General features: G+C 65.5%; 24 protein-coding genes and 5 pseudogenes. 7 read left to right on the top strand and 22 right to left on the bottom strand.

Translation table 11 applies throughout. From position 1 onward, the window contains the following. From EF294_RS22335 to rplJ, 4 genes and pseudogenes are all read right to left on the bottom strand, one after another. Positions 1-119, bottom strand: a pseudogene (locus tag EF294_RS22335) (ABC transporter ATP-binding protein); the annotation flags it as partial. A 295-nt stretch (positions 120-414) separates the two neighbouring features. Next, entirely contained in the window at positions 415-1,791 is a 1,377-nt protein-coding gene (locus tag EF294_RS20380; RefSeq protein WP_123932908.1) for a glycosyltransferase 87 family protein, read from the bottom strand. 165 nt (positions 1,792-1,956) lie between these two features. Beyond that, on the bottom strand, positions 1,957-2,349 hold the full coding sequence (gene rplL / locus EF294_RS20385) for a 50S ribosomal protein L7/L12 (protein WP_006368379.1): 393 nt from the start codon (positions 2,347-2,349) through the stop codon (positions 1,957-1,959). Positions 2,350-2,423: 74 nt separating this feature from the next. Continuing rightward, positions 2,424-2,948: a 50S ribosomal protein L10 gene (gene rplJ / locus EF294_RS20390; protein WP_006368378.1), complete on the bottom strand. Its 525-nt coding sequence runs from the start codon at positions 2,946-2,948 to the stop codon at positions 2,424-2,426. Positions 2,949-3,542: 594 nt separating this feature from the next. Here rplJ and EF294_RS20395 point away from each other — a divergent pair. Further along, positions 3,543-5,576 (top strand): CocE/NonD family hydrolase, encoded by a 2,034-nt coding sequence (locus EF294_RS20395; protein ID WP_123932910.1) that lies wholly within the window; start codon positions 3,543-3,545, stop codon positions 5,574-5,576. Positions 5,577-5,929: 353 nt separating this feature from the next. Here EF294_RS20395 and EF294_RS20400 read toward each other — a convergent pair whose 3' ends face one another. Both EF294_RS20400 and EF294_RS20405 read right to left on the bottom strand, forming a co-directional pair. Then, positions 5,930-6,670 carry a tyrosine-protein phosphatase gene (locus tag EF294_RS20400; RefSeq protein ID WP_123932912.1) on the bottom strand — a complete coding sequence of 247 codons (741 nt, stop codon included), beginning with the start codon at positions 6,668-6,670 and terminating at the stop codon, positions 5,930-5,932. A 9-nt stretch (positions 6,671-6,679) separates the two neighbouring features. Then, on the bottom strand, positions 6,680-7,207 hold the full coding sequence (locus EF294_RS20405; protein WP_123932914.1) for a TIGR04338 family metallohydrolase: 528 nt from the start codon (positions 7,205-7,207) through the stop codon (positions 6,680-6,682). A gap of 73 nt (positions 7,208-7,280) precedes the next feature. Between EF294_RS20405 and EF294_RS20410 the strand changes: the two genes are divergently transcribed. Then, entirely contained in the window at positions 7,281-8,234 is a 954-nt protein-coding gene (locus tag EF294_RS20410) for a hypothetical protein (RefSeq protein ID WP_123932916.1), read from the top strand. A gap of 4 nt (positions 8,235-8,238) precedes the next feature. Here the strand turns inward: EF294_RS20410 and EF294_RS20415 are convergent, their stop codons facing one another. After that, on the bottom strand, positions 8,239-9,081 hold the full coding sequence (locus EF294_RS20415) for a DUF2786 domain-containing protein (protein WP_123932918.1): 843 nt from the start codon (positions 9,079-9,081) through the stop codon (positions 8,239-8,241). A gap of 880 nt (positions 9,082-9,961) precedes the next feature. On the opposite strand from EF294_RS20415, the gene EF294_RS20425 reads away from it, so the two are divergent. Further along, on the top strand, positions 9,962-11,527 hold the full coding sequence (locus tag EF294_RS20425) for an amino acid permease (protein ID WP_123932920.1): 1,566 nt from the start codon (positions 9,962-9,964) through the stop codon (positions 11,525-11,527). A gap of 121 nt (positions 11,528-11,648) precedes the next feature. Beyond that, positions 11,649-12,074: a hypothetical protein gene (locus EF294_RS20430; RefSeq protein WP_246007995.1), complete on the top strand. Its 426-nt coding sequence runs from the start codon at positions 11,649-11,651 to the stop codon at positions 12,072-12,074. 31 nt (positions 12,075-12,105) lie between these two features. Here EF294_RS20430 and EF294_RS20435 read toward each other — a convergent pair. The 9 genes and pseudogenes from EF294_RS20435 to EF294_RS22350 all read right to left on the bottom strand — a co-directional run. Beyond that, positions 12,106-12,420, bottom strand: a pseudogene (locus EF294_RS20435) (L-lactate dehydrogenase); the annotation flags it as partial. 353 nt (positions 12,421-12,773) lie between these two features. After that, a pseudogene (locus EF294_RS22340) lies at positions 12,774-13,590 on the bottom strand (transposase); the annotation flags it as partial. A 224-nt stretch (positions 13,591-13,814) separates the two neighbouring features. Then, positions 13,815-14,306 (bottom strand): hypothetical protein, encoded by a 492-nt coding sequence (locus EF294_RS20450; protein ID WP_123932926.1) that lies wholly within the window; start codon positions 14,304-14,306, stop codon positions 13,815-13,817. Positions 14,307-14,573: 267 nt separating this feature from the next. Next, entirely contained in the window at positions 14,574-14,816 is a 243-nt protein-coding gene (locus EF294_RS22345) for a hypothetical protein (RefSeq protein ID WP_246007996.1), read from the bottom strand. A 449-nt stretch (positions 14,817-15,265) separates the two neighbouring features. Then, the gene (locus EF294_RS20460) at positions 15,266-15,919 is read right to left on the bottom strand and encodes a TetR/AcrR family transcriptional regulator (protein WP_123932928.1); all 654 of its coding nucleotides are present in this window, start codon (positions 15,917-15,919) and stop codon (positions 15,266-15,268) included. A 66-nt stretch (positions 15,920-15,985) separates the two neighbouring features. Beyond that, entirely contained in the window at positions 15,986-16,606 is a 621-nt protein-coding gene (locus EF294_RS20465; RefSeq protein ID WP_123932930.1) for a nitroreductase family protein, read from the bottom strand. Positions 16,607-16,660: 54 nt separating this feature from the next. Then, positions 16,661-17,002: pseudogene (locus EF294_RS20470) on the bottom strand (ABC transporter permease subunit); the annotation flags it as partial. Positions 17,003-17,186: 184 nt separating this feature from the next. Beyond that, the gene (locus EF294_RS20475) at positions 17,187-17,615 is read right to left on the bottom strand and encodes a hypothetical protein (protein ID WP_246007997.1); all 429 of its coding nucleotides are present in this window, start codon (positions 17,613-17,615) and stop codon (positions 17,187-17,189) included. A 190-nt stretch (positions 17,616-17,805) separates the two neighbouring features. After that, positions 17,806-17,997 carry an NUDIX domain-containing protein gene (locus EF294_RS22350; protein ID WP_425459457.1) on the bottom strand — a complete coding sequence of 64 codons (192 nt, stop codon included), beginning with the start codon at positions 17,995-17,997 and terminating at the stop codon, positions 17,806-17,808. A gap of 153 nt (positions 17,998-18,150) precedes the next feature. On the opposite strand from EF294_RS22350, the gene EF294_RS22355 reads away from it, so the two are divergent. Further along, positions 18,151-18,453: a hypothetical protein gene (locus EF294_RS22355; protein ID WP_246007999.1), complete on the top strand. Its 303-nt coding sequence runs from the start codon at positions 18,151-18,153 to the stop codon at positions 18,451-18,453. A 690-nt stretch (positions 18,454-19,143) separates the two neighbouring features. Here the strand turns inward: EF294_RS22355 and EF294_RS20490 are convergent. After that, positions 19,144-19,650, bottom strand: coding sequence for an RDD family protein (locus EF294_RS20490; RefSeq protein ID WP_425459458.1), 507 nt, complete (start codon positions 19,648-19,650; stop codon positions 19,144-19,146). After that, positions 19,643-20,527 (bottom strand): hypothetical protein, encoded by an 885-nt coding sequence (locus EF294_RS20495; protein WP_123932938.1) that lies wholly within the window; start codon positions 20,525-20,527, stop codon positions 19,643-19,645. The genes EF294_RS20490 and EF294_RS20495 overlap by 8 nt, the downstream gene beginning before the upstream one ends. A 137-nt stretch (positions 20,528-20,664) precedes the next feature. Between EF294_RS20495 and EF294_RS20500 the strand changes: the two are divergent. Continuing rightward, positions 20,665-21,118 (top strand): annotated as a pseudogene (locus EF294_RS20500) (SRPBCC family protein). A 36-nt stretch (positions 21,119-21,154) separates the two neighbouring features. On the opposite strand, the gene EF294_RS22815 reads toward EF294_RS20500, so the two are convergent. The 4 genes from EF294_RS22815 to sucC all read right to left on the bottom strand — a co-directional run bounded on the left by EF294_RS22815 (position 21,155) and on the right by sucC (position 23,906). Further along, a complete protein-coding gene (locus tag EF294_RS22815) occupies positions 21,155-21,421 on the bottom strand; it encodes a universal stress protein (protein ID WP_425459459.1) in 267 nt (88 codons plus the stop codon). 76 nt (positions 21,422-21,497) lie between these two features. After that, complete coding sequence (locus EF294_RS20510; protein WP_246008000.1) at positions 21,498-21,740, bottom strand: hypothetical protein; 243 nt, start codon at positions 21,738-21,740, stop codon at positions 21,498-21,500. 85 nt (positions 21,741-21,825) lie between these two features. Then, positions 21,826-22,728 (bottom strand): succinate--CoA ligase subunit alpha, encoded by a 903-nt coding sequence (gene sucD / locus EF294_RS20515; protein ID WP_123932940.1) that lies wholly within the window; start codon positions 22,726-22,728, stop codon positions 21,826-21,828. Between the two features lie 14 nt (positions 22,729-22,742). Then, the gene (gene sucC, locus EF294_RS20520; protein WP_006368323.1) at positions 22,743-23,906 is read right to left on the bottom strand and encodes an ADP-forming succinate--CoA ligase subunit beta; all 1,164 of its coding nucleotides are present in this window, start codon (positions 23,904-23,906) and stop codon (positions 22,743-22,745) included. A gap of 406 nt (positions 23,907-24,312) precedes the next feature. On the opposite strand from sucC, the gene EF294_RS20525 reads away from it, so the two are divergent. After that, a complete protein-coding gene (locus EF294_RS20525; RefSeq protein ID WP_123932942.1) occupies positions 24,313-25,431 on the top strand; it encodes a M23 family metallopeptidase in 1,119 nt (372 codons plus the stop codon).

The raw sequence follows: 25,431 nt of genomic DNA on the forward strand, positions 1-25,431 counted from the left end.
CCCGACGGACCCAGCAGGGCCGACACCTCGCCCTCCGGCAAAGTCAGCGACACATCACGCCAAATATTCTGCGAACCGAACGATTTGGTGAGCCCCTCAACGCTGACCTCAACACCCACAGTTTCCTCCAGAAGTTCGCTGCCCCCAATGAGCTCCCGCCGGTGCGAGAGTCCACCCCTCGGTGACATGTGTGGTTGGGGTCACTGTATCGGACGACCGCAACAACAACCCTTCACATACATGGACCGAAGACCCACAGCGTGGACGCGACAGAAATCTACCAACCGGTAACTTGCCCTCGGACGATGACACTATCCGATGAAACGGTCCGAAGGAAAGTGGGCGCGGTGGCATCGTCGGGACCCGAGTGCAGTGGCACTCCCTGGCCCTGGCGCGGTGGCGTGGCACACGGCGTCAGGACCGCGCAAGGCCCTCCTCCCGGTCGTCGAAGGCCCCCGCGTCGGCGCCTCCGACAACGCTCTGGGTGTGGCCGGGCCCGACCGACTGCGGCTCGACCGACTGCGGCTGTTCTGCCCCGTCCTCCCATGCCTCGCGCACCCGGGCAAGTGGCAACCACCAGGAGACAAGCAGGATCACCACGAGCCAGATCAGCGACGAGTTGCCGTAGATGATCTCCCACCACCCCCACCTCAGCTCGTTGCGCTGCGCGCTGGGCAGTGACAGCGAAGGTCCGGGGAGCTGTGCCATCAGACCGAGGATGCCCAACCCGAGGAAGACCGCACCACGCCGGTCGCCGCGTCTGGCCCGCAGCGCCCGGACACCAATAGTGACGAACACCAGGATGTACACCGACGTGAGTACCCAGTGGTGAATCCAGGCGGCCGGGGTGGCCAGCAGGGCCACCGCCCACGCCGCCAAGAAGCACAGCTCGTATTCGCGACGCTTGGCCAGATGCCGTGCCAGCGCCAGACAATAGAGTCCGGCGATCGCACACAGCGGCAACCACCAGTGTGAGCGATCGCTGTCACTCATCCCGGTTCGCGCCAGCACACCCGCGATGCCCTGGTTGTACACGAAGGCCAGTCCGCCGATGCGCTCGGGATCGAACACCGTCGATGTCCAGTACTGCCACGAGTCCGACGGCGTGATCGCCCATGCGACGCCGGTCGCGGCCAGGAATCCGACGACCACGTTGATCGCCGCCCGCCACTGCCGGCGCGCGAGGAAATAGATGACGACGACGGCCGGGGTCATCTTGATCGCCGCGGCGATCCCGACCAGCAATCCCCGGCACGGTTCGGCCCATGCGGGGCGCCGATCCCAGAGGGTGTCGGCGATGACCAGTCCGGCCAGGATCAGGTTGATCTGACCGAGATCGAGGGTGATGCGGATCGGCTCGAGTTCGAAGGCCACGCCGGTGAGGATCATCGACCAGCCGACCGCCAGGTCACCACACCCGACGCGACGAAGCAGGATTCGGATCAGCCACCAGGTCAGCAGGCATCCGAGGAGAAGGAAGATAACCGAGAGCAACCGCACCGGCATCCAGCTCATCGGCACGAAGGACACCGCCGCGAACGGCGGGTAGGTGAACGGCAGGATGCTGTCATTCGCCTGCGGCATCGGCCCGTCGTAGAGGTGCTGCCCGTGGAGGAGGAACCGGCCACCGTAGCGGTAGATCTGCAGATCCACCGGCGGACCCCAGTACTTGGCGGGTCCGAGGTGCACCAGCCACGGCTGGCCGAAGACGCGGCACACCCCAAGGACGAGCACCACGGCCCCGACGACGTTGATCGTCGTGAACGCACGACGGGACACAGGAGCAGTCACGCGGGGTGATACTAGTCCGTCCCGGTCCCACCGCCCCAAACCTCCCAGCACGTCCTCAACCTCTCCCAGCGGCGCGGGACAGCAAAAACCCGGGACGGATCTCTCCGCCCCGGGTTTTTGGACATGCACCGTCAGTTGACGGTCACACTGCGCAAGTAAGCGAGCTTACTTGACGGACACCTTGGCGCCGGCCTCTTCGAGCTTGGCCTTGGCAGCCTCGGCGGCGTCCTTGTCGACCTTCTCCAGGATCGGCTTGGGAGCGCCCTCGACGAGATCCTTGGCCTCCTTGAGGCCCAGGCCCGAGACGACCTCGCGGACGACCTTGATGACCTGGATCTTCTTGTCGCCAGCAGCCTCGAGCACGACGTCGAACTCGTCCTGCTCGGCAGCAGCCTCGGCGGCACCACCAGCAGCCGGAGCACCGGCAGCGGCGACGGCGACCGGAGCGGCCGCGGTGACCTCGAAGACCTCTTCGAACTTCTTCACGAAATCGCTGAGCTCCAGCAGGGTCAGTTCCTTGAACTGATCGATGAGCTCGTCAGCGGTGAGCTTCGCCATGGTTGGCGTCCTTCCTATTCAAGCCCCACACGGGGTCGTGGTGATCCCCGTGGGGATGTTTGTGGTGCGGCGAGCTATTCGCCGGCTTCGTTCTTCTTCTCCTGCAGGGCCGCGGCAAGACGCGCCACCTGCGACGCCGGCTGGTTGAACAGGCCGGCAGCCTTTGCCAAGTTGCCCTTCATGGCACCGGCGAGCTTGGCCAACAGGACCTCGCGGGTCTCAAGGTCGGCGATCTGTTCGATCTCCGCCACGGACAGCGCACGGCCGTCCATGTATCCGCCCTTGATGACGAGAGCCTTGTTGTCCTTGGCGAAGTTCTTGATCGCCTTGGCGGCCACCACCGGTTCGCCTTCGATAAAGGCAATCGCGGTCGGACCGCTGAACAGCTCGTCGAGCCCTTCCACGCCCGCCTTTTCGGCGGCACGCTTCACCAGGGTGTTCTTGGCGACGGAGTAGGTTGCGCCCTCGCCGAGGGAACGACGCAGATCGGTGATCTGACTAACGGACAGGCCACGGTACTCCGTGACGACCGCCGCCGTTGCGCCCTCGAACTGCTCTGCGATCTCCGCGACTGCGGCGACCTTGTCGGACTTGGCCATACTTCGCCTCCTTCCTCATCACTCGAGTTGAGTTGGTCAGAGTTCAACGCAAGGAACCGTCGAATGACGCCGCGCCGCAAAAGGGCGAATAGCCCCGAAACAACGAAACGCCCCGGCACACAGAGGCACGGGGCGTCATACTGACGAGCAAGCCGAACCGGCGTGCTCGAGCTTCTTCCTCGTTCACCCTGCGTGGGCCGCCGACATCACTGTCGCCCTTCGATCGGGATCGCTCCCGATGGCCAACGGTCTCTGGTTGAACCGATACGACGCGTGCACGCGCGTCACACCGACGGCAAGGTTACCCGCGCTCGTCTCATCGACCAAATCCGCCCCCACGTGCCAGGGGTCGCCCGGCCGAACGGAAAAGTCCCCAGGTCCCACACGACCCTGAACTGCCGATTCGCCGTCGTGACCCACCTGGACCCACCTCGATGCGGTTCCGAGATCGACGATGCACTACAGTCGGCCATCGGGAGTGATGTGGCCCACAAAGTGTAAGCAAGGTTTCACTCACGGCCCGAGCACACGACGGGGTGTGGGTGACGCCGGTGGGTCCGGCGCCCGGTCACACCCCAGGCAGGGTGAGGCACCATGACCTATCAGTTGGACCCCGGCTCCCCCGGGATGTCACGGCCCCGGGTGGCCACGACGCGGACCGACAGCGGACGCATCGCTCCTCATTTCGGCACCCTCCCCCTCGGTGATCCGACCGGCGGTGCCGACGGTATCCGGTGGCGGGAAGCTGTCGACGGCGCCCAGCTCTATCCCCGAGTGGCCGTCGACCGGGACGTCAAGCTCACCATGAGCGACGGTGTCACGTTGCGTGCCACAGTGGTCCGCCCAGCCAACCGGTTCGGCCAGACCGTGCTGACCCCTTATCCGGCGATCATCAACATCAACCCCTATAACCGGGCGGCCGTCGACTTCATCGACACCATCACCCATGCCCCGGCACTCGGGCGCGCGTTGCGGGTCGCGTCGTCGTCGATCGATGCGACGGGCACCGCGCTCGGCGGGCTTACCCGCCTGACCGGAACGCTCTCGGGCGGAATCCTCGATGTCTTCGGTATCAACCGCACCCTGGTGCGCAGCGGTTACGTCCAGGTCATCGTCGACGTCCGGGGCACCGGGGCCAGCGGCGGCAAATGGCAGATCCTCGGCGCACGCGAGCAACAGGACTCGGTGGAGGTCATCTCGTGGGCCGCCGAGCAGGAGTGGTGCGACGGCAAAGTCGGACTCGCCGGCTGGTCGTACTCGGCGATCAATTCACTGCAGGCCGCCGACAAGCGGCCGGCCGAACTCGGTGCGGTCTTCGCTGTCGAGGGATGCGACGACATCGTTCGCGACGTCTACATCACCGGCGGCATGCCGTCGGCGTTCATCCCGATGTGGCTGTCGGTGGTCAACGTGCTCAAGTGGGTACCCAATCCGTCGACCTACCTGCGCGATGTGATGCGCGGCGACACGCTGCGTTGGCTGCGCGATCGCATGGCCTCCCCGGCGACCGAGATCCCGTCGTTGCTGTGGGGCTTCCTCACCGCCCGCGACGACCGGATCTTCGACGACCCCTATTTCGACGAGCGGGATCCGCAGATCGACCGGATTACCGCACCCACCTTCACCGTCGGCGGGTGGCACGATCTGTTCGGGCGTAGCGCCACTGGCATCTACGAGCGGCTCCGTCTCGAGCCCGGCCGCAAACAGATGCTCGTCGGTGACGGGTATCACTTCGACGTGGGCACCGGCCATGGATCCAGCTGTGCCCCTCCGCGTCTCGACGTCCTCGAGCGCGCCTGGTTCGATCGCTGGCTCAAGGGCCACCGCAACGGTATCGACCACTACGGGCCGGTCACGATGATGCAGCAGGGCGGTACGTGGACGTCCGGCGCGGCGTTCCCGCGACCGGGCGTGCGACCCCGGCGGCTCTACCTCACCGAGGAGCCGTCGACAACCGCGGATCACGCTGTGCACGACGGATCGCTGAGCACAGCTCCGGCACATGGTGTTTCGTCTCTCTACATCCGACCCGACCTGCGCGGCATGATGTCTCGGGACATGACGCAGGTGACTGCGGGTGCATCGATGGTTCTCGGCAATCGGTTCACCACCGACGCACGCTTTCAGGAGCGCGGCGGATTGTCGTTCACCAGCGCCCCGGTCACCGAGGCGACGCACCTCAGCGGCGCGATGAACCTCCGCCTCAACGTAGCGACCACCGCGCACGAGGGCACGTGGGCGGTGACAGTCAATGATGTTGCGCCCGATGGCACCTCGACCGTTCTCACCAACGGCGGGCTGTCGGCGACCAATCGCGCCCTCGACCGATCACTGTCGACATTCACCGCAGACGGACATCTCCTCGGTGCCCATCACTACCTCTCCCGCAAGCGCAAACTGCCGGTCCCCGCCGACGAGCCGGTCCGCATCGACGTCGATCTCGTGCCCACCGACGCCGTGCTCGAACCGGGCCACCGGTTGCGGGTGGACGTCTACGCCGCGAGCTTCCCCCGCTACCTCACGGTGGTCCCCGACCTGATCAAGGCCCGCGGACGCAAGCAACGTATCGTTCTCGACCCGGAGCACCCGAGCTACCTGACGTTCCTCGCCGGCGACGGGCTCGCCTGACCCCAGTCACCAGGACCACATCTCGCCGACCGGGCTCGAAAAGCCTCGCCGGGATTGGCGGGTTCGGTATTGAGGGTTCCGTGTGGTTCGAGTGCTCCCGCGATCGAACACGGTGGGCGCCAGTTCCTTGCGCACCCCAGCGCGCTTGAGTGATCCTTTGGCAGCGCTCACCGGTGAGTGTACCCCCGAGTTCGACTGCGGCGCAGATGATCTCACCGAGGCGAGCCATACCGGGCCACACGCGAGGACATCGTCGTTCGCGATCAACAGTGAAAGCAGGTTGCCGTCACCGGTATGGGCGACGGTGGCGATGACGATGGTGTGACCGATGCCGATCTCCCCGATGCGCGTGGCTAACCGACCACGCGCTCCCGATACCGCCCGAGCGTGTCTGCGTCAACGCCACAGGCAGCCAGGTAGCCCGCCAGATCACCATGTGCGGCGACCATCGCCGCGTCGGCCGCTTGTAGATAGTCGGTGTGCACACCCAGATAGTCGGCGGGGATGTCCGCATCGGGATACCGGCTCGCGAGCATCGCCCGCAGATCCTCGACCGCGTCATTGCTGCGCAGATAATCCACTTCGATGGCCTCCTCGACGACACCCGCCGCACGCAATGCGGTAGCCACGGCCCACCCGGTGCGGTCCTTGCCCGCTGAACAGTGCACCAGGACCGTTTGTCCGCGCGCCACCGATTCGATGATCGCTCGGATCGCCCGCCCGGCACCCTCCAGCGCCGGGTACGTGCCGTAGACCGCGATGAGGTGCTCGCGCGCAGCATCGGGCGAGATGGTTCCCGGCGAGGTCGGGACGACCGGATTCTGATGGAACGGCCGAACCAGCCCCTCGATGTGATCGGGCAGCGCGTCGGCGCCCTCTGCCTCACACTCTCGGGCCGATCGCAGATCGATGACCGTATCGACACCGAGTGTGTCCAACGCTGCCCGGCCGGCGTCGTCGAGCCGGCCGAGATGCGCCGAGCGGAACAACAGGCCGCCATTGACCGTGCGGCCGTCCGTGGTGGGCACGCCCCCGACGTCGCGCACGTTGAACGTACCGGGCAGCTTGATCCGACCGGGAGAAGTAGCCGTCATGAACCCACGCTAAGGTATGCGCCCCGGGCTATCGTTCCGGCGTCCTGCGCCGACGCCCGAGTCGGTCAGTACGACGCGATAGACGAAGGCTGCCTCCGGCCCCAGGACGGCACCGACGAGGTCGGTGAGAGTAACCACGAAGCCCCGGCCATGCGCCGGTCCGGTCCCCTTGTCGAGGTGATGTGCCACCTCGTGCAAGATGACCAGTTCCCTCAGCGCCCAGCGCCCTTCCCGGGAGTCCGGAATGGCGATCTCACCGATGGCGCGCCGGTACTCCGCCGCCCGGTATCCTCCCCTGGCACGAACAGTCACCGGCTCCGATGCACGCGGAAAGCGTTGTCGCACTGAGTTCATCGCCAATACGCGCTCGACGTAGGAACGCACCGACTCCACCGAGGAGAACAGCGCCTCCGCGGGCAACGTCAGCTCGGTGCCGGCGATCTGCACCGTTCGTGCCGAGCCCACCCGATCGAACATCCGGTGCACCAGCCGCTCGGCCTCATACAATCGGGACCGACCCGAGTCACGCGCAGTCATCGACCCGATGCTAACCGACCCCCACACGCAGACGGTTACGATCTCCACAGCCATCACATGAGGGAGACGGCCGATGAAGCCAGGTGTGTCCGGCCACGTCGAGCGATGGCGTGGACGTGCCCGCGACCTCACCCATCGGGCTCTCACACTGCCCGGCGCCTCGGTGATCCTGCGGATCGCGCGCGAGCTGGCGACGGCAAGCCTGTCTGACCGGTCGATGACGCTGTCGGCGCAGGCGTTCACCTCGGTGCTGCCGATCGTCGTCCTGCTGACCACCCTGCCGGTCGGGCGTACCTATCTCGACACGGCTCTGAACAACCTGGGCGTCAACCCCACTCGCCTCGATGCTTCTCTGTCGACTTCGACGACTACCGCATTCGGTGTCGTCGGCGCGCTGATGACCATCGCCGGTGCGACGTCGCTGGCCCGGGCTCTGGGGCGCATGTACATGCAGACGTTCCGGGTGAACAAACTCTCGTGGCGCGGCTGGTGGCGGTGGGTCGCGGTGATCTTCCTCATTCCGGCCGCGGTGACGGTGCAGGGCCTGATCACCCCGCTCGGCGACATCAGTATCTTCGGAGTCCACTACCACCGTGTCGGACCGCTCGGTCTGGCGATAGTGGTCCTCGCCTCCTTCGTGACCTGGTGGGCACTGTGGACCGTGGTACCGCGGCTGATGGTGTCCCATCAGGTGCCGATGCGTCTGCTCGCGGTCAACGGCGCCCTCACCAGCTCACTGATCACGGTGTACCTCATCGGCAGCCGAATCGTGTTGCCCGAGACCGTCCCTGCAACAGTCAATCGGTTCGGCACCCTGGGCATGGTGTTCCTCGCGATCAGTTGGTTGTATTTCTACGCCGCGATTCTGGTCGTGAGCGCCACCGTCGTGCACGCCGTCGCGACCGACGACGGGGTGTGGGGCAGACGCGTCGGGGCGTTCACCGGGGTCCCCGTCCCCGCGCCCGTGCCACCGAACCCCTTCGCCCTGCCCGACCAGCCGGTAGCGGCCGACGATCGCCATCCGTGACGACTCATCGTTCAAGAGCTCCTCGGGGTGAACCGAATTCGGGGTCGGCGCCGATCTTGGCGCGCCGCCCCGCACGATCGCCGGCGCGCCGAGCGCCCTCGGAGTATCCGGCCGAGGCACTCGTCGGACGCCACGTGCCGCGCGCCTGGGATTGCCTCTGGTAGAAGTCAGTGACCTCGATCTCCTTGTTGCGCAGCGCGATGGCCGTCGACATCGACGGTCGGCCCTCCACCGTCGGCGTCGACTCCGTGTCTGCGGCGATCGCGGCCTGTCGCTGTTCGTCACGCGCCTGCGCCAACCTTGCGCCGATCCGCTCGGCGAACGCCGACTGGAAATTGAGCCGCGCGGTGATGGGGGCCAAAGGCTTTCGCTCCACCACTTTCCGCGTGCGCCAGCCCTGACCACGTCGCACCACCCGGGCCGACGTCTCGTTGCGGTAGTCCCCCGAGCGGAGGTAGGCGTCGCTGGCCGTGACCATCTGCACCACCAGTGACGTGTACAGGGCCGCGCAGGTGTCGATGTCGGATTCGAATCCGTACGCGAGGACGAACGTCGAGTTGCCGGCGACGTCGACGGTAACATCGTTGGCCCGCGCGATCGCCACAAACAACTGCACGTAGGTCTTCAGCCCGCGTTTGCCGGTCTCGCCGATCACGATCTGCCGCGAGATCGGGGTCGTGGTCCGGGCGGCCGGGTCGTGTGCCCGCGCCAGCGCCAGGTCGATCGCCGAGGCGGTGGCCAGCCGCTGCGCGGCTGCCATGAACGTCTCGGCCTCGTAGGGGTTGTCGGTATTCTCCGCCTGCCGCAGGAGCCCCGCGATTCGGGTGAGCAGTTTGTCGTCGCGCATGTGAATCAGACTATTTCGACCGCCGATCGGTTCCACTCGGCACCGAGCCTTTTCGGTCGAGTCCGCTCTCGGAGTGCTGACAATGCCGCCCCGGCGTGGGTGGTCACCGCCGCCACCGTGCCCTTCGGCGTGGCGCATTCCATCGTGGCCTCCCGGCGCCTGGACGGTCGACGTGCGCGACGCACCGTGCAACCGCACCGCGCCGTCACCAATCTCCGCGTTCGTCGAGGTGGCGTGTATGGTCAGCCTCGGCTTCGGTCCCGACGCCGACGGCGCCCGCAAGCCGCCGCCTGGGCCGCGCTGATCGCCGATGCCGCAATCGGCTTCGGTGCCAACGCGATCGTCACCACGATCCGTCGCCGAAGTATGGCCGTGACCGTGCCACGCTTCGACGAGATCGTTTCACCCCCGCACCCGACTGTCCCTCCTCGCGACCTTCGCGGCCACCGACTGGGCCGAGTTCTCCTACCGTGCGCGCCCGGCGCACCCAGACCGGACGCGAGGCGTACCACGGCCACGACGCCGCACTCCGCGCCATTGTTGACCAGGGTGTGTCTCCCAATTCTTCGGCGAGGGAGTAGCGCGAACGATTGCGTTCTGGCAAGGCGGAGGAGGAAGCGATAGCGGCAGCTATCGTGACCGACGACAACGCGGCCAGGGCGCAATCGGGCCGCCAAGACCCGCACAGGGAATTGGGAGACACACCCTAGCCGCGTGCCGACTCCCTCGCCGAACCCGACAGGTGAGTCTCGCCCATAACCGGCATAGCAGATTTTTCGGACAACGAGCAGCGGTACTCGGTTCTCGGGCTTATCGTCTGCACTGATCACCAGTGCAGCAACGGCGCTCCACTTCCCGGCCGAGACGACGGAGGCGCGCTATGCCCGAAGGGCACGAAATTCTCACCGAGGACGAGGCCCACCTCGCCCGGCTCGGCTACACCCAGGAACTGCATCGCTCGTGGTCGGGCTTCTCCAACTTCGCGATCTCGTTCTCCATCATCTCGATCCTGTCCGGATGTTTCACCTCGTTCGGGTTGGGCTGGAACAACGGCGGCCCCGCCGCGATCGCATGGGGCTGGCCCATCGTATCGGTGTTCATCCTGCTCATCGGCTTCTGCATGGCCGAACTCGTCTCGGCGTATCCGACTTCCGGCGGAATCTATTGGTGGGCAGCCAAACTCGGAGGCGCTAAGGCCGGCTTCTACACCGGTTGGCTCAACCTCATCGGGCTGGTCGCCATCCTCGCCTCGGTGGCCTACGGCGCAGCGACCTTCGTCGACCTCACCATTGGTACGTTCAGCGACTCATGGTTGGCCGGTTACAGTCTCACCCGGGTGTTCATCATCTTCGTCATCATTCTCATCGCCGCCGCACTGATCAACATCTTCTCCGGGCATCTGCTGTCGATGATCAACAACCTGTCGGTGTGGTGGCACGTCTTCGGCGCCGCGGCAGTGATTCTCATCCTCTTCCTGGTGCCGGATCAGCACGCGTCGTTCTCCGACGTGTTCGCCCGCACCGTCAACAATTCCGGGATCTTCGGCGGTGCCACCTCACACGCCGGATTCATCCTGTACGTCCTACCGATCTCGGCGATCCTGACGCAGTACACGATCACCGGCTACGACGCCTCGGCCCACATCTCCGAAGAGACCAAGGGCGCCGCCGGTGCTGCGGCCAAAGGCATCTGGCGCTCGATCGCCTATTCGGCGATCGGCGGTTGGATTCTGTTGCTCAGCTTTCTCTTCGCGGTACAGGACGCCGACAGGGTGTCCAAGAGCGGCGGCGCGGTGGCGACGATCTTCACCCAGGCCCTCACCTCCCGGTGGGCGGGTGTGGTGTTGCTGATCTCCACCGCGGGCCAGTTGTTCTGCACGGCCGCCTGCCAGACGAGTGCGTCGCGGATGATGTTCGCCTTCAGCCGCGACGGCGCCGTTCCCGGCCACCAGATCTGGAAGCAGGTGAACGCCAAGGGGATTCCCGCATACGCCGTCATCGTGACCGCCGCGGTGGCCGCGATCATCACCCTTCCGGCCCTCGTCGCCGTCGACATCAACGGCGCACCGGTCCCGGTCGCGTTCTTCGCGGTGGTCTCGATCGGCGTCGTCGGGCTGTATCTGTGTTTCGCGGTGCCCATCTACTTCCGTTGGCGAGTAGGTGATTCCTTCGAATCTGGTTCGTGGACACTGGGTTCGAAGTACAAGTGGATCGCCCCGCTGGCACTCGCCGAGATCGCGTTGACCTCGATCATCGCCATGTTCCCGACGTCGGTGGGCGGTATGCCGTGGGAGCCGGGATTCGCATGGAAGTACGTCAACTACACGCCGCTGCTGGTCGGCGGCGCCCTCGTCACGCTCTACATGTACTGGCACTTGTCGGTCAAGAAGTGGTTCACCGGACCGGTGACACAGGTCACCGCCGATCCGGTTCTCAAGCAGACCTGACCGGACCACCCGCCCGACTCCACCCGCCCGGCCCGGGTGCCCAGCCTGGGTGCCGACCGTCCGTCATCACCGCACCAGTAACGTCGTGGCCGAGACAGGCATGCGACGACAGGAGCACGACATGGGGTCGACAACGATACGGCGTGCGGTGGCCGTGCTGGCGATCTGCTGCGGCGCCCTGCTACCCGCGGCGTGCGCGCGCCCCGACGACCCGACGGGCGCCGACACCGCCTCGCGCAGTGTCGACAACAACGTCAATCCCCGCACGCTCACCCACACCGCCGACGAGGTGTCGCGGCAGGGTCTCCCAGTCACCCATCAGCGCATCGTGACCGCACAGGTCTGCCCCAGTGCGGGCTGTACCTCAGCGCTGGCCACCGACCAGTTCACCCTGATGCAGTTCCCAACCACCGGGCGCGCCGAGATCTACCTCGGCGCCCACCTGCAGTCGTTCCAGGTCCTCAACGTCGTCGTCGACTTCCCGGCCGATACCTCCGCCGACCAGCAGCGGCGATACCAGAACGCCATCCAGACCGCACTCGCGTGAGTACGGCAGGGCCGTAACCGATCGGCGAGAGTCACACACCGAACTGCTGCTGCATGTTCCTCAGTGTGTCCGCCGAGGCCATCAGGCCCGCACGCTCGGTGTCGTCGACACTGACGTCAAGTCGCTGCGCAAATCCGGTGCGGTCGACCAGCGACGGCAGCGACAGGCACACGTCGTCGAGGCCCTCGAACCCGGTCGCCAGCGTCGACACCGGCAGCACCCGATGTTCGTCGTTCAACACCGCCTCCACGATGCGGGTGGTGGCCAGACCGATCGCGTAGTTGGTCGCCCCCTTGCCGTCGATGATCTTGTACGCGGCGCGCACCACCTCGAGCGCGATGCGTTGCCCACCGCCGCGTCGATCGGGTCTGGGCAACCTCCATATCCAGTCCTATCCCATCGGTCCCGACGCCGCCGTGCGACGACCACACCCGTCGTCGGCTCTTCACCCCTTCGGCAGTCGCACGCACCCGACAGTCACATCCGCGAAAGGCCGCCGTATCCGAACGGGCGTTCCCCACTCATCTGCTGGACTGAACATCTGTGAGTTCGCCGCCAGGCCACAGTTGGCCACCAGGCGAGCGAGCGCAGGCGTGCGCGTGTCCTGTTCAGTTCGGAACTTGCCAAGGGGTTTGAGACCAGCGGGCGTCCGATTGCCATGATTGTCGGTTCTTGGTCTTCCGGTTCTTGGTTCTCCTGTTCGGGTTTGTTGATCCACGCGGTGTTAGGGAGGTCGAGGATCTTCGGGCCGGTCAGGCTGCTGAACCTTTCGGGGTGGATGCGGCGGGCCTCGGCGAGCGCTGCTGAGCGTTGGGGAAGCGACGGTGGGTGCGTGTCCGTAGTGCACGTCTCCGGGTGCGTGCAGTCCGATACCGCTGTGGTGGTGGTCGTGGTTGTACCAGTCGGCGAACATGCTCATGAACTCGCGAGCGTGCTGGATCGATCCGAACCGGGCCGGGAACACCAGCGCGTATTTCAGTGTCTTGACAAGGCTTCGCTGTACGGGTTGTCGTTCGATACGTGCGGGCGGGAATGCGATTTGGTGACGTTGAGGTCGGCGAGTGGTTCGGTGACCCTCTTGGAGGTCATCGATGTCCCGCGGTCGGCGTGCACCACGTGCGGGATGCCGTGCACGGCGAACACCTCACGCATCAACTCCACCGCCAACGGCCCGGATTCGGTGGTCTGCACATACACGCTAACGATATAGCGGGAGTAGATGTCGATCATCACGTACGCGTCGTAGTACACGCCGCGTTCGGGGCCGGCGAGTTTGGTGATATCCCAGGTCTAGACCTGCCGCGGGCCGGAGGCCACCAACTCCGGGATCGCCGTGAAGCGGCGCTTGGCCAGCCGACGACATTTCCTTGACCTGCTTGTTCTCACCCAGAATGCGATACATCGTGGAGACCGGACACAGGTAGCAGCCCTCGGCCAGCAACGTGGCATACACCTGCGTGGGTGCGGCATCGACGAACCGGTCGCTATTGAGGGCGGCCAGCACCTGGCCGCGTTCAGCGTCGTCTCCGACACCCTCACTCACCCGGACATGTCCCCATGCCAACGGTCTTTGGCTGAGTAGGTAGCCGTCGCCCTCGTGATCGTGGCCGCGGCGGGCGCGTACGGCGTCGATGGTACGTCCCGTCAGTGTGTGGCGCTGCAAGCTGTCCGCTGACGTGATCAACTGACTACCTGGATCGGTTTACGGGAAGAAACACCTCTCAGATTCACAGGCCCTGGTCACTGCGAGGCGAAGTTGGCGACGTTGGCGACGCACATCGGTGTTCCCGCGCGGATCGTGACGGTGACAGTTTTGGTGGTCGGCGCCGGACTCCCGACCCCACCTGCGGACTCGACCGTCGCCGACACCAGGACAGGTATCGCAGTCGATGTTCTACCGTCGGGGATGATAGCGGCGGTAGGGATGCCCACGACGCGCTGAGAGATCTGGCCGGAGGAGGTGTTGGAGTGTTCGAGCACGGCGAGCGCGTTGCGCAGGTCCCGGCGAACTGTCGAGTCCACGCATGTGCGCGCGAGAGCAGAGTTGGAGCGGGAGAAGTCACCGTTGGTCACAGTGTAGATATCGACGACGAAAGCACGGGCGAAGGCTGCGTACTCGGCGTCAGACGGAGAACCGCCGTGCGCCTCGTGGTCGCGTGATGCGATGAGGAGCACCGCGATCACTCCCCCTGCGATAGCCAGCACGACGGTCACCGCGAGGACGATCCCCACGATGAGACCTACCGGTGGACGTCGCGGGCCCTGGCGTGGATCTAGGTGACCATCGAAGGTCGGCCCTTGCTGTCCGTCGAGAGGACGTGACTGTGGCGGTGTCGTCGGGGGACGGCCCTCGGCCGACCAGCGCCGATAGTCGTCATCCATGAGTCTCGCCTCGCTTCTGTTGCACTCGCCTGCTCATGTGTCGCTTATGGAGGCCAGCGACAATGATGGTTCCAACCTCCTCGACAACGCAAATCACCGTCCGTGACCGTGGACGCATCAAATGCGGAGCGCACGCCGGACGCTGCCGCACGACGGTCGACCGCCCGTGAACAGGGCGAGCCACACACACCCCGCGGCGATCACGGCAAGATGTTGCACGGCCTTACCGAATCGCACCACCACCAACGCTGCCGTGACACCGATAGCACCCCGGATGATCAGGAACTTGCCGGGATTGAGCACGGTCTCGTGGGAGGCATAGCCGCGCACCCGGAGTTTCCGTTTTCGAAGTGCTGGCACCCGTTGTCGAGTTGATTCTCAGTGACGTTGTTGTCGACCGCGCCCGGGTGACAAACCCATGAATTAGGTGATCAGCCCCAAAACCGCAGCGGGATCGCGGGACGCTGCGCGCGGGCGTCGGATTGCCGGCGCGGTGCGACGGGAGTGGAACCCCAATTTTCCCCGGCCCGGTGTCGACCACTGCCCCGATGGCGTTCCCGGCTATTACGGGCCGAACCCATGCATTAGGTGCCGGACCGGCTTGCCGCCCGGCTGGGCGGGATACCCTGGCCGCCCAACTCTGCTGGGGATTGTTCGGGTCACCAGGATTCACTGCTTGTCGTTTTCGGTCGGCGAAACGCTCATGCGCGACATCATGTGTGTCCGCTTGGGGCAGACTCCGCACTCGTCGCCCACGTCAACGCAGATCTGTTCGGTCAGGACCGCCCCGCCACGGCGGTCATCCGCCATCAGTGCGTGACGGGCGCTCGCAACGCCGCGAGTGCCATTGTGCGGAGCAGCGACCGCAACCTGTCGGGATCGAAATCCGGTAGGCGTGGCGAGGAGTTGAGCAACCCGAACATGGCGTGCACGCGGACACGGGCCTCCCGACGCTCGAGTGCGTGGCCCTGGTCGTCGGACATCAGGACGTCGACCCAGTCCTCGACGTAGCGGCGCTGCAACCGACGCACCTCATGGTTGGCCTGCGGCGTCAACGACGAGAGGTCACGGTCCTGGACCGCGATCAGATCCGGCTTGGTGACCAGGACGTCGATGTGGAAGGCGATCAGTGCAACGAGGGTCTCCGCCGGCGAGCCGCCGCGCTGCACGACTTCTCGTCCGCCGGCGTAGAGACGACGACTGATGTCGAGGAGCATTTCGTCGAGCAGTTCGGTTTTCGACGAGAAGTGTCGGTACATTGCCGGCCCACTTACACCGACCGCTCCCCCGATGTCCTCGAGTCGCACCCCGGCGAACCCGCGGTCGGCCATTTGACTGGCTGCGGCCGTGAGCAGCTCGGCGCGGCGGGCGGCCTTGGCAGCGCTACGACGATTCGACGGACCGCCCGAGGTCACCCCGGAGCCCGAATCCGGGGTGGTGTGGGCAGACTCGGCGGACGACATGGTGATTGTGAACTCTACCGGCTCACCACGGCCGCGTCGGTGACTCCGCTGCCCTGGCCACCGCGCTCACCACTTGTTGATGTGGAGCACCTCGTCGAGGGGCCTTCGCCCGGCTGGCTTGAAGTCGATGCCCTTCGTGTAGGCCACGGGCAGCAGAACCCCCTGGTGAACGGTGGGCGGGATACTCAGCAGCTCCGCGACTTCCTTCTCGTAGGTCAGGTGCAAAGTCGTCCAGGCCGACCCCAGGCCGCGGGCACGCAAGGCCAGACTGAGACTCCATGCGCCGGGCAGCAACGAGCCCCAGACGCCGGCTTGGTTCCCGGCAGGCAGATCGCCGCCGGTGTAGATGGCCCCGATCACCAGGGCGGGCACCTTGCCCATGATGTCGGCGAGATATTGCGCGCTCGACGCGACACGTCGAGCAGTGTCGTCGGCGAGTGTGCGCTCGGCGGAGTACGCCGCGAAGGAACGTGCGTAGTAGGCGCCGACCTTCTCCTTGACCTCGGGATCGGTCAGCACGATCCAATGCCAGGTCTGGCTGTTGGATCCGGTGGGCGCCTGCAGCGCAACCTCCAGCGCCTCGGTGATCACCTCCAGCGGAACCGGCCGGTCGAGATCGAGCCGTTTACGCACCGACCGGGTGGTGGTCAACAGTTGGTCGGGGTCGAGCGGGAGTAGCTCAGTCATCGGTCACCTCGTTGTTCGCGTCTGGTCTGCGTGTGGAGCTGCATGGCGACGGGCTCAGCGATGTCGCGCGCGGCGGGCCAGCCAGTTGCCGAAGTACTGTCCCACCTGTACCAGAATCACCAGCAACGCGATGACGACAACAGTCAGTTTCCAGTCGAACTGCTGGTAGCCGTATTGGAACGCGAAATCTCCGAGTCCCCCGCCGCCGACGTAGCCGGCCATCGCCGACATGTCCACGATCGCGACGAAGATGAAGGTATAACCCAATACCAGGGGCGCGAATCCCTCGGGCACCACCACCGTCAGCAGGGTACGCACGCGGCCTGCGCCGCACGCGCGGGCGGCTTCCACCACTCCCGGGTCCACGGAGACGAGACTCTGCTCGACCACTCGGGCGCTCAAGAGACAACCTCAGGAACGCTACTGTCCGATTCGCGCGATTGATGACGTCGCGATCGCGCGCGACCCGATGTCACCGAACCGACCTGCGACGATGGCCGTGCACGCGATTGCGTTCAGTGTGGGTCAAATCCGATGGCACCGGACGGAAATGTCTGCGCGGCGCCGGTGATGCGTACAGTCAGCGTCGTCGGAACTGAGCCCGGGTCTCCGGATCGCTGGTATCGACCGCAGAGATCGACTGGTCGGAGACGGTGAGCTGCCACTCGTTGTCGGCGCACTGGCCGTAGGTGACGGTCGCTGCGACCACGACGTGAGTGGCATCGCGCGAGGTCTCCTTCCACGTGGCGCCACAACGGCCCGGAATGTCGATGGTCGCGAGGAACGGCTTGTCGGTGACCACGCCGAGTTGCGCGGTCTTGGTCTCACCCACCGACGTCCACGTCCCCATCCACGCACCCGACAGCGCGCTCGACGTCGGCGAAGCCATCGCTCCGGCATTCGAGTTCGGAGCAGTTCCCGTGGTGCTCGTCGAATCGTGACCGCAGGCACTCAGGGCCGTCGACAACGCCACCACCGCGATCAGCGGTGCCATGATGCGTCGGCTCATCGACATGCTGCCTCTCCAGGACGAGTACGGGCTGCCCTATGCAATAGCGCACCGCAGCTTACCAATACGCGGGGCCTGTCCCTCAAAGGCGTCACCGCAGCTCGTGCCGGTCCAGATGGTCGAGCAGAACTGGCGTCAGTGACATGGCAGCGCGCGCATCTGTTCGCCGTCGAACCATCCCGCGGCATCGTCAGCGGAGACGACGTTCGTGGTCAACGCCGATCGGGGATGTCGACCACCCAGGCCTCCCGGACGACCTCGATGACAATGCCTGCTCCTCGGCGATCCCGCGGATCACGGCCTTTTCCAACGTCTCTCCGGACTCGACCTTGCCGCCCGGCACTGTCGCACATACCCGCCTGCGATTCATGCGCTGGTCCAACAGAACTCGGCCGCATCACACACCGCGGCGCCGACAGCAGGAATGCGCGTCGCCGACCCGGGCGGCGACAGGAGGACGGGAACCCGGGCCCGCGCAGCAGGGTCCGGCAGAGACAGCGAATGACATTCGTCGGCGATCACCTCTCATATCCTGGTGACCGATGCGACCACACCGCCTCCCGTCCTCCATCTCACCGTCCTCCATCTCACCGGCCTCCATCTCACCGGCCTCCATCTCACCCAGCGCAACGATGCGGTCGAATACCCCGAGCCCGGCCAGGTCGACCACCAGGATCTGCTGTCCCCCAGCGACCTCGGCGGCACAGCCGATATCCCGATGGCCGATCAGACCGGCGCGCTCGAGCGGAAGCGGAGACGGCCACGCATCCGACAGCGCGACCCGTCGATCAGTCGGGAACGGCGCGAGCGCCACCCCGCCCGCTCCCTGCCCGACTAACACCGCGACGGGCACCGACGGAACACCGATGAGTTATGCTGTGCACCCAGCAATCTCGCCATCGGTTCCATCCCCCGCGGCGGAGCGCCGCGACGTCCTGCAGACGGCCCCGCCAGCCTGGCTCAGCAGCATCAGGTCGGGTCGTTGTCGTGGAAACGTTGAACGCGTCCGGAATGCGTAGCGCCGGCGCAGCCGGAAGAAGGGCTTGAACCGGGGCGTTGGCCGATGCCGCTGGGGCCGGGGTTCGGCGGATACTCGGCTACAAAAACCGTTGCTACGGTTCAGTTCTTGTTGAGGCTGACCGTTGGTATCCGTCATCGACAACCTGCTCGGCCGGTCAGACAGTGACAACCATCATCCCGTGGCTGATCGGGTATTCGCGTGTGAACACTGCGCCCAAAAGATCGGCCGTGATCGCAACGCCGCGATCAACCTCGCCTGACCTGGCGAGATCCACGCTGGGTGAACAGAGTCCCGGGAGTGGCCCGGTGACAGCACGTGGAGCCATCCACGCGACCGACCCTGCACAAGGGGGGACGCCGTAGGCGTTGAAACATCACCCCGCACAACATTACTGGTGTTGATCAGACAGGGACCGCTGCACCACACAGCGAGGCGGCCTCATGGCGACGCAAAACGAGGATGCTCACGTGTGCCCACCGCGAGGCAACCGATGTTCCGCATGCTCGCTCACCGCGAATACACCACGCGCGTGCGCATCACCAGGTCGGCGACCGAGCGACGACGCGGATCGACGATCACCCACAGCAACCCGACCGAGAAGAACACACAGATCAGTGCGCGGATCAGCGCTACCGGAAGACGAACGCGCGGTGTGCCTTTCCGACTGACCAGACGCAACCCCATTACCACTGACCCCAGCGTGCGGCCGGAGACGCACCAGCAACCGGTCAGGTAGATCACCGACACCGCGACGAAGGTCGTCGCGGTGAAGAATGGGTTCGCGCTCGGTAACGAGAACTGGTGCACGTCGTAGATCAGACGGACCATCAGCCACCCGACATACAGCCCGCCCATCACCGCGAGCACCAGCAGCAGGTCAAGGACGGCCGCAATCGCGCGGCTGACGATACCGGCTGAGCGATCGGTGTCGAGGACGACGGGCGGCCGCGTTATCGGATACCCGGCCGAATCATGATGGGACGCCGAATCATGATGGGACGCTGGATCATGCACGGTTCTGTGTCCCATCGGTCCGGGCCCCATCACTCGTGTTGTCACCACTCGGGGAATCTTCGGCAAGTCCGGCGTCGGCGACCCGGGCGGCCACCTTTCGTCGGAGCAACCGGTTCACGAGATCGGCCACCGCGTCGTCGGCGCGTTCGCTGCTGCTACGCACGTCGGTCATCACCTCGGTGGTCACCGACGTACTTGCCTCCCGGATGATGTCGGGCAGGTCGACTCCGGCGATGATCTCCTCGGCGAGGCCGATCAAATCGATGCGGGCGATGATGGGGTCGATGTCGACCCGCTCCACGGCGCCGTCGAGGTCCACGCGAGTGACGATGGCATTGATGTCGATCGTGTCCAGGATGGCGTCGAGGTCGAGGTGGCCGACGATCGCCGCGACGTCGACCGCATCGATCACCGCTGCGAGGTCGACCGCCGCAATAACCGCCGGAAGGTCGAGTCCCCCCACGATCCCGGGAAGATCGAGACCGTCGAGCATCGACGCGATGTCCACCCGGCCGATCACGGCGTTGAGGTCGAGTCGCGCGATCATGGCATTGATGTCGATGTTGCGGAGCACCGCATCAAGATCCACCGCGTCGGCGACTCGATTCAGATCGATGGCACCGACGATCGGAGTGAGGTCGATTGAACTGAGCTCGTCGACGACGGCGCGGATCACCGCCCCGATCGACGCGTCGGCCGCCGCCGTGGCGAGGGTGCCGACGCCGTCGAGAATCACGTGTGTGGTGCGCCGAGCCACACGTACGACACCACCGGCAACCGGTACCTGCTCGGCGGCGGCGGTCGCAGCGGAGGCCACCTGCCAGGGCAGCTGCAGCATCGCCGCCAACCCGCCTGGTCGGGAACCCTTGTCGCTCACCGCCGGATTATCGCATGCGCCTCAGCCCCACCTGGGGGATTGCGCGATGACTCTCGGCGGGACGGGGAGTCATACTTGCACACCTATCCACCCACCGTCCGCCCAGGGACGCACCGATCCACAGAACAGGAAGTCCGATGGCCGAGAACTACACCGTGGTGCGCAGCACCACGATCGCCGCTCCTGCCGCCGAAATCCACGCATACATCCATGATCTGCATCGGTGGGTTGATTGGTGAGGGCCTTGACCCCGATCTGTCGAGAACCTATTCCGGAGCCGAACTCGGCGTGGGTGCGCGCTATGCGTGGTCGGGAAATCGGAAAGCGGGCAAGGGCACCATGGAGATCCTCGAGGACACCGTACCGACCCACGTGGGGATCAGGGTCGAGTTCGAAAAGCCGGTGACATCGACAAGCCGCAGCACCTTCGACATCATCGACAACGCCGGCGTCAGCGAGGTCACGTGGACGATGACCGGCAAGCATTCGCTCTTCAGCCGCGTGGCCACCCCGCTGGGCTTGTTCGACAAACTCCTCGGCAAGGACTTCGAGAAGGGACTCGCGCGGCTCAAGGCCGTCAGCGAATCGTGACGACACAGAGGCGCTACCCGTCGAGGCGCTATCGCATCAACTGCGACGTGACAACATCGTTCGGCGGCCAACTTCGGAGTGCACGATCATCGCCGGACACGATGCGACGTGCAGGACGGCGTGGCTGGTCGATCCGAGCAGAAGCTCCTGGAAGCCGCCACACCGCTGCTCCCGAGCACGATCGGTTGCGCACCACCTGCGGCCTCGCGGCGCTCGGCTAGGGTGTGTCTCCCAATTCTTCTGCGAGGGATTGGCGCGAACGATTGCGTTCTGGCAAGGCGGAGGAGGAAGCGATAGCGGCAGCTATCGTGACCGACGACAACGCGGCCAGGGCGCAATCGGGCCGCCAAGACCCGCAAAGGGCATTGGGAGACACACCCTAGCTGGCGGTGACGGATTCGGTGGGCCAGTCCCGGAATTGAGCCGACGCCTCGCCCCGATCGTAGAACCCCTCGTCGGATAACCCCGGAGAGGTGCTGAGGACCACCAGCGACAAGCCGAGTTCGGCGGGCTGAGTGAAAGCGGCAGCCAGGGTTGCCTGCGAAACTGCCGATCCGTCGACGCCGACGACCGCCGGACAGGTCCCGGGCGGAGCGCACACATGACGGCCACCGGCGACCATTCACCGGTGTCACACAAACGAAGAACCCGCCTGCACAAGAGTTCTCGCGTGCAGGCGGGTTTCGGAGATGGTCTCCGGCCGTGGGTCAGAGAGCCTCGTAGAGCTCCCGGGCCAGCTTCGCGGTCTCGCTCGGGGTCTTACCGACCTTGACGCCCGCGGCCTCAAGGGCCTCCTTCTTGGCCTGGGCGGTGCCGGAGCTGCCGGAGACGATCGCACCGGCATGGCCCATCGTCTTGCCCTCGGGCGCGGTGAATCCCGCGACGTAGCCGACGACCGGCTTGGAGACGTTGGCCTTGATGTAGTCGGCCGCACGCTCCTCGGCGTCGCCTCCGATCTCACCGATCATCACGATGACCTTGGTCTCCGGGTCCTTCTCGAACGCCTCGATGGCGTCGATGTGGGTGGTCCCGATGACGGGGTCACCGCCGATGCCGATGGCGGTGGAGAAGCCGAGGTCACGCAGCTCATACATCATCTGGTAGGTCAGGGTGCCGGACTTGGATACCAGCCCGATCGGCCCCTTGCCGGTGATGTTGGCCGGGGTGATACCCACGAGGGATTCCTCGGGGGTGATGATGCCGGGACAGTTCGGCCCGATGATGCGGGTCTTGTTGCCCTTCTCCAGGTTGTAGGCCCAGGCATAAGCGCTGTCCTGCACCGGGATTCCCTCGGTGATGACGACCAGCAGCGGGATCTCCGCGTCGATCGCCTCGATGATGGCGTCCTTGGCGAACTTCGGCGGGACGAAGGCGATCGAGGTATCGGCCCCGGTCTCCTTGATCGCCTCGGCAACACTGCCGAAGACCGGCAGCTCCACCTCGGAGCCGTCCTGGGCGGTGTGGGCGACGGTGGTGCCGGCCTTGCGAGCGTTGACGCCGCCGACGATGTTGGAGCCGGCCTTGAGCATCAGTGCGGTGTGTTTGGTGCCCTCACCGCCGGTGATGCCCTGGACGATGATCTTGTTGCCTTTGTTCAGGAAGATCGACATGTTTCTCTAGCCCCTCACTTGCTCGCCAGTTCGGCGGCCTTGTCGGCGCCGGAGTCCATCGTTTCGGCGAGCGTCACCAAGGGGTGATTCGCATCGGCCAGGATCTTGCGGCCTTCGTCGACCTTGTTGCCGTCGAGGCGGACGACGAGCGGCTTGTTGGCCTCGTCGCCGAGCTTGTTGAGCGCGCCGACGATGCCGTTGGCGACAGCGTCGCAAGCAGTGATACCGCCGAAGACGTTGACGAAGACACTCTTGACCTGCTCGTCGCCCAGAATGACGTCGAGGCCGGCGGCCATCACCTCGGCCGAGGCACCGCCACCGATGTCAAGGAAGTTCGCGGGCTTGACACCCTTGTGCTTCTCGCCGGCGTACGCAACCACGTCAAGGGTGCTCATGACCAGCCCGGCGCCGTTGCCGATGATGCCGACCTGTCCGTCGAGCTTGACGTAGTTGAGGTCGTTCTCCTTGGCCTTGAGCTCCAGCGGATCGGTGGCGTCGCGGTCGGCGAATGCCTCGTGATCGGGATGCCGGAAGTCGGCGTTCTCATCCAGGGTGACCTTGCCGTCGAGGGCCAGGATCTGGTCGTCGGGGGTACGGACCAGCGGATTGACCTCGACGAGGGTGGCGTCCTCGGCGATGAACACCTCCCAGAGCTTTTGGATGGTGTTGGCGGCGGCGTCAAGCACTTCGGCGGGCAGCTTGCCCTTCTCGGCGATCTCGCGGGCGAATGCGAGGTCGACACCCTTGACGGCGTCGACCGGGACGCGGGCGAGCGCGTCGGGGTTCTGCTCGGCGGTCACCTCGATCTCCACGCCACCCTCGACCGAGCACATGGCCAGGTAGGTGCGGTTGGCGCGATCGAGCAGGAAGGAGATGTAGTATTCCTCGGCGATGTCGCTGGCCTCGGCGACGAGGAGTTTTTTGACGACATGGCCCTTGATGTCGAGACCGAGGATGTTCTCGGCGTTCGCCTGCGCCTCGTCGGCGTCCTTGGAGTACTTCACGCCGCCGGCCTTGCCACGTCCACCGACCTTTACCTGCGCCTTGATCATGACGGGCTTGCCGATTTCCTCGGCAATCGTGCGCGCGTCGGCGGCAGAGTCGGTGACACGACCGGGTGTGGTCGGAACTCCGTGCTTGGCGAACAGTTCCTTCGCCTGGTATTCGAAGAGATCCATTCAGCTCACCATTTCGTAGATTTGCCCGCTCGTCTGGGTGTAACGCGGGCCATACGGGACTCTAAACCCGCCGCATATCGGGTTTGGGGACACCTCCTCACCTTGTGCGACAGATCACTCGCTCGGTCGGGACACGCGCTGCTGTCGACCGGCGACCGTCAGCCGTCCGGCTGGGCGCATTGCGGCGAATCCGCCAGCCGACACCACCAATTCAACCCAGCGCGAGGATGGTCATTGGGCTGTGATCCACATCACTCCATTCCGGTTGTTTACCCTCCAGGGTTGGACTTGTCGCAATCATTTCGTTACCGTCGGCAAGCAGTCTCAGGTCGTGGTGACCCATTGCGTCACATCCGTAACGCCGAAGGAACGCGGACACCTGGGTGTATCGCAAGCGTGAGGTGAGGTGGACGACTTGGCGGAACGTGGTTTCCCAGGCAGGTCGGTATCCGGTATCGCAGTCGTCAGCGGACGTCGACGCCGGGACGAGCGGATCAACGATCTGACCGCCGAGGAGATGACCACGATCATCCCCGTCGACAACGGCTCGGTACTCCCCGACGACAACTCGAATTCGCGCGGACGCCGCCACTCCACACGCCGCACCACCACCTCGGAGATCACCCAGGACATCCTCATCCCCGAGAGCGAGTTCGACGCCTACCGCCATGACGAGCCCTTCGATGTTCTCGGCGCCCACGCGGACGACTACGCAGTCGAAGAGTACGAGGCCGACGAGCCGGGCGAAGCGGCCACCGCAGGGCCGGCGTTTCGCCGCGTCCCCGCGAGCCAGACGCGCCGTTCGCGCGGCAAGCACCGCATCGCTGCCCCCCCGAGGGCACTACGCAGCGGACGTGTCGCCCTGGCGGCCGTCGCCACCGGTGCCGCGCTGGCCGCGGCCGTGGTGCAGATCAACTCCGACGACGAGGCCGCGCCGGGCACGCCGGTACCCACCGCCGATGTCGGGAGCGCCGCTGCTGATGACACCGGACCAGGGGTCGCGCCCGCATCGGCGGACACCCCCGACACGGGCATGTACGGCCGGCAATTACAGGTAGGCAAGCAACTCGCCGATGCGCTGGCCGCACTTCGCAACGCGAAATTACCTCCGGAGTTTGTCTCACCTATACCGTTCGGCCATTACGAGCTCACCTCGCTGTATGCGATGCGCTGGGGCGTCATGCACGCCGGCCTGGATTTCGCGGCACCGTTGGGCACCCCGATCCACGCCGCCACCGACGGAGTGGTCCTGGAGGCCGGTCCGGCGTCGGGCTTCGGCAACTGGATTCAGGTCAAGGCCCCCGACGGCACCGTCACTGTTTATGGCCACATGTATTCCAATGGCGTCCTGGTCCACAAGGGCGAGACTGTCAAGGCCGGGCAGGTCATCGGCCTGGTGGGCAGCGACGGGCAATCCACCGGCCCGCACTGCCATTTCGAGGTGTGGCTGAACGGCAAGACCAAGATCGACCCGGCACCATGGCTCGCCGAGCGCGGTGTGCGGCTGTCGAACTACGTCGGCTGA

Origin of the sequence: Gordonia oryzae, from assembly GCF_003797185.1 — a bacterium.
Taxonomy (GTDB): domain Bacteria; phylum Actinomycetota; class Actinomycetes; order Mycobacteriales; family Mycobacteriaceae; genus Gordonia; species Gordonia oryzae.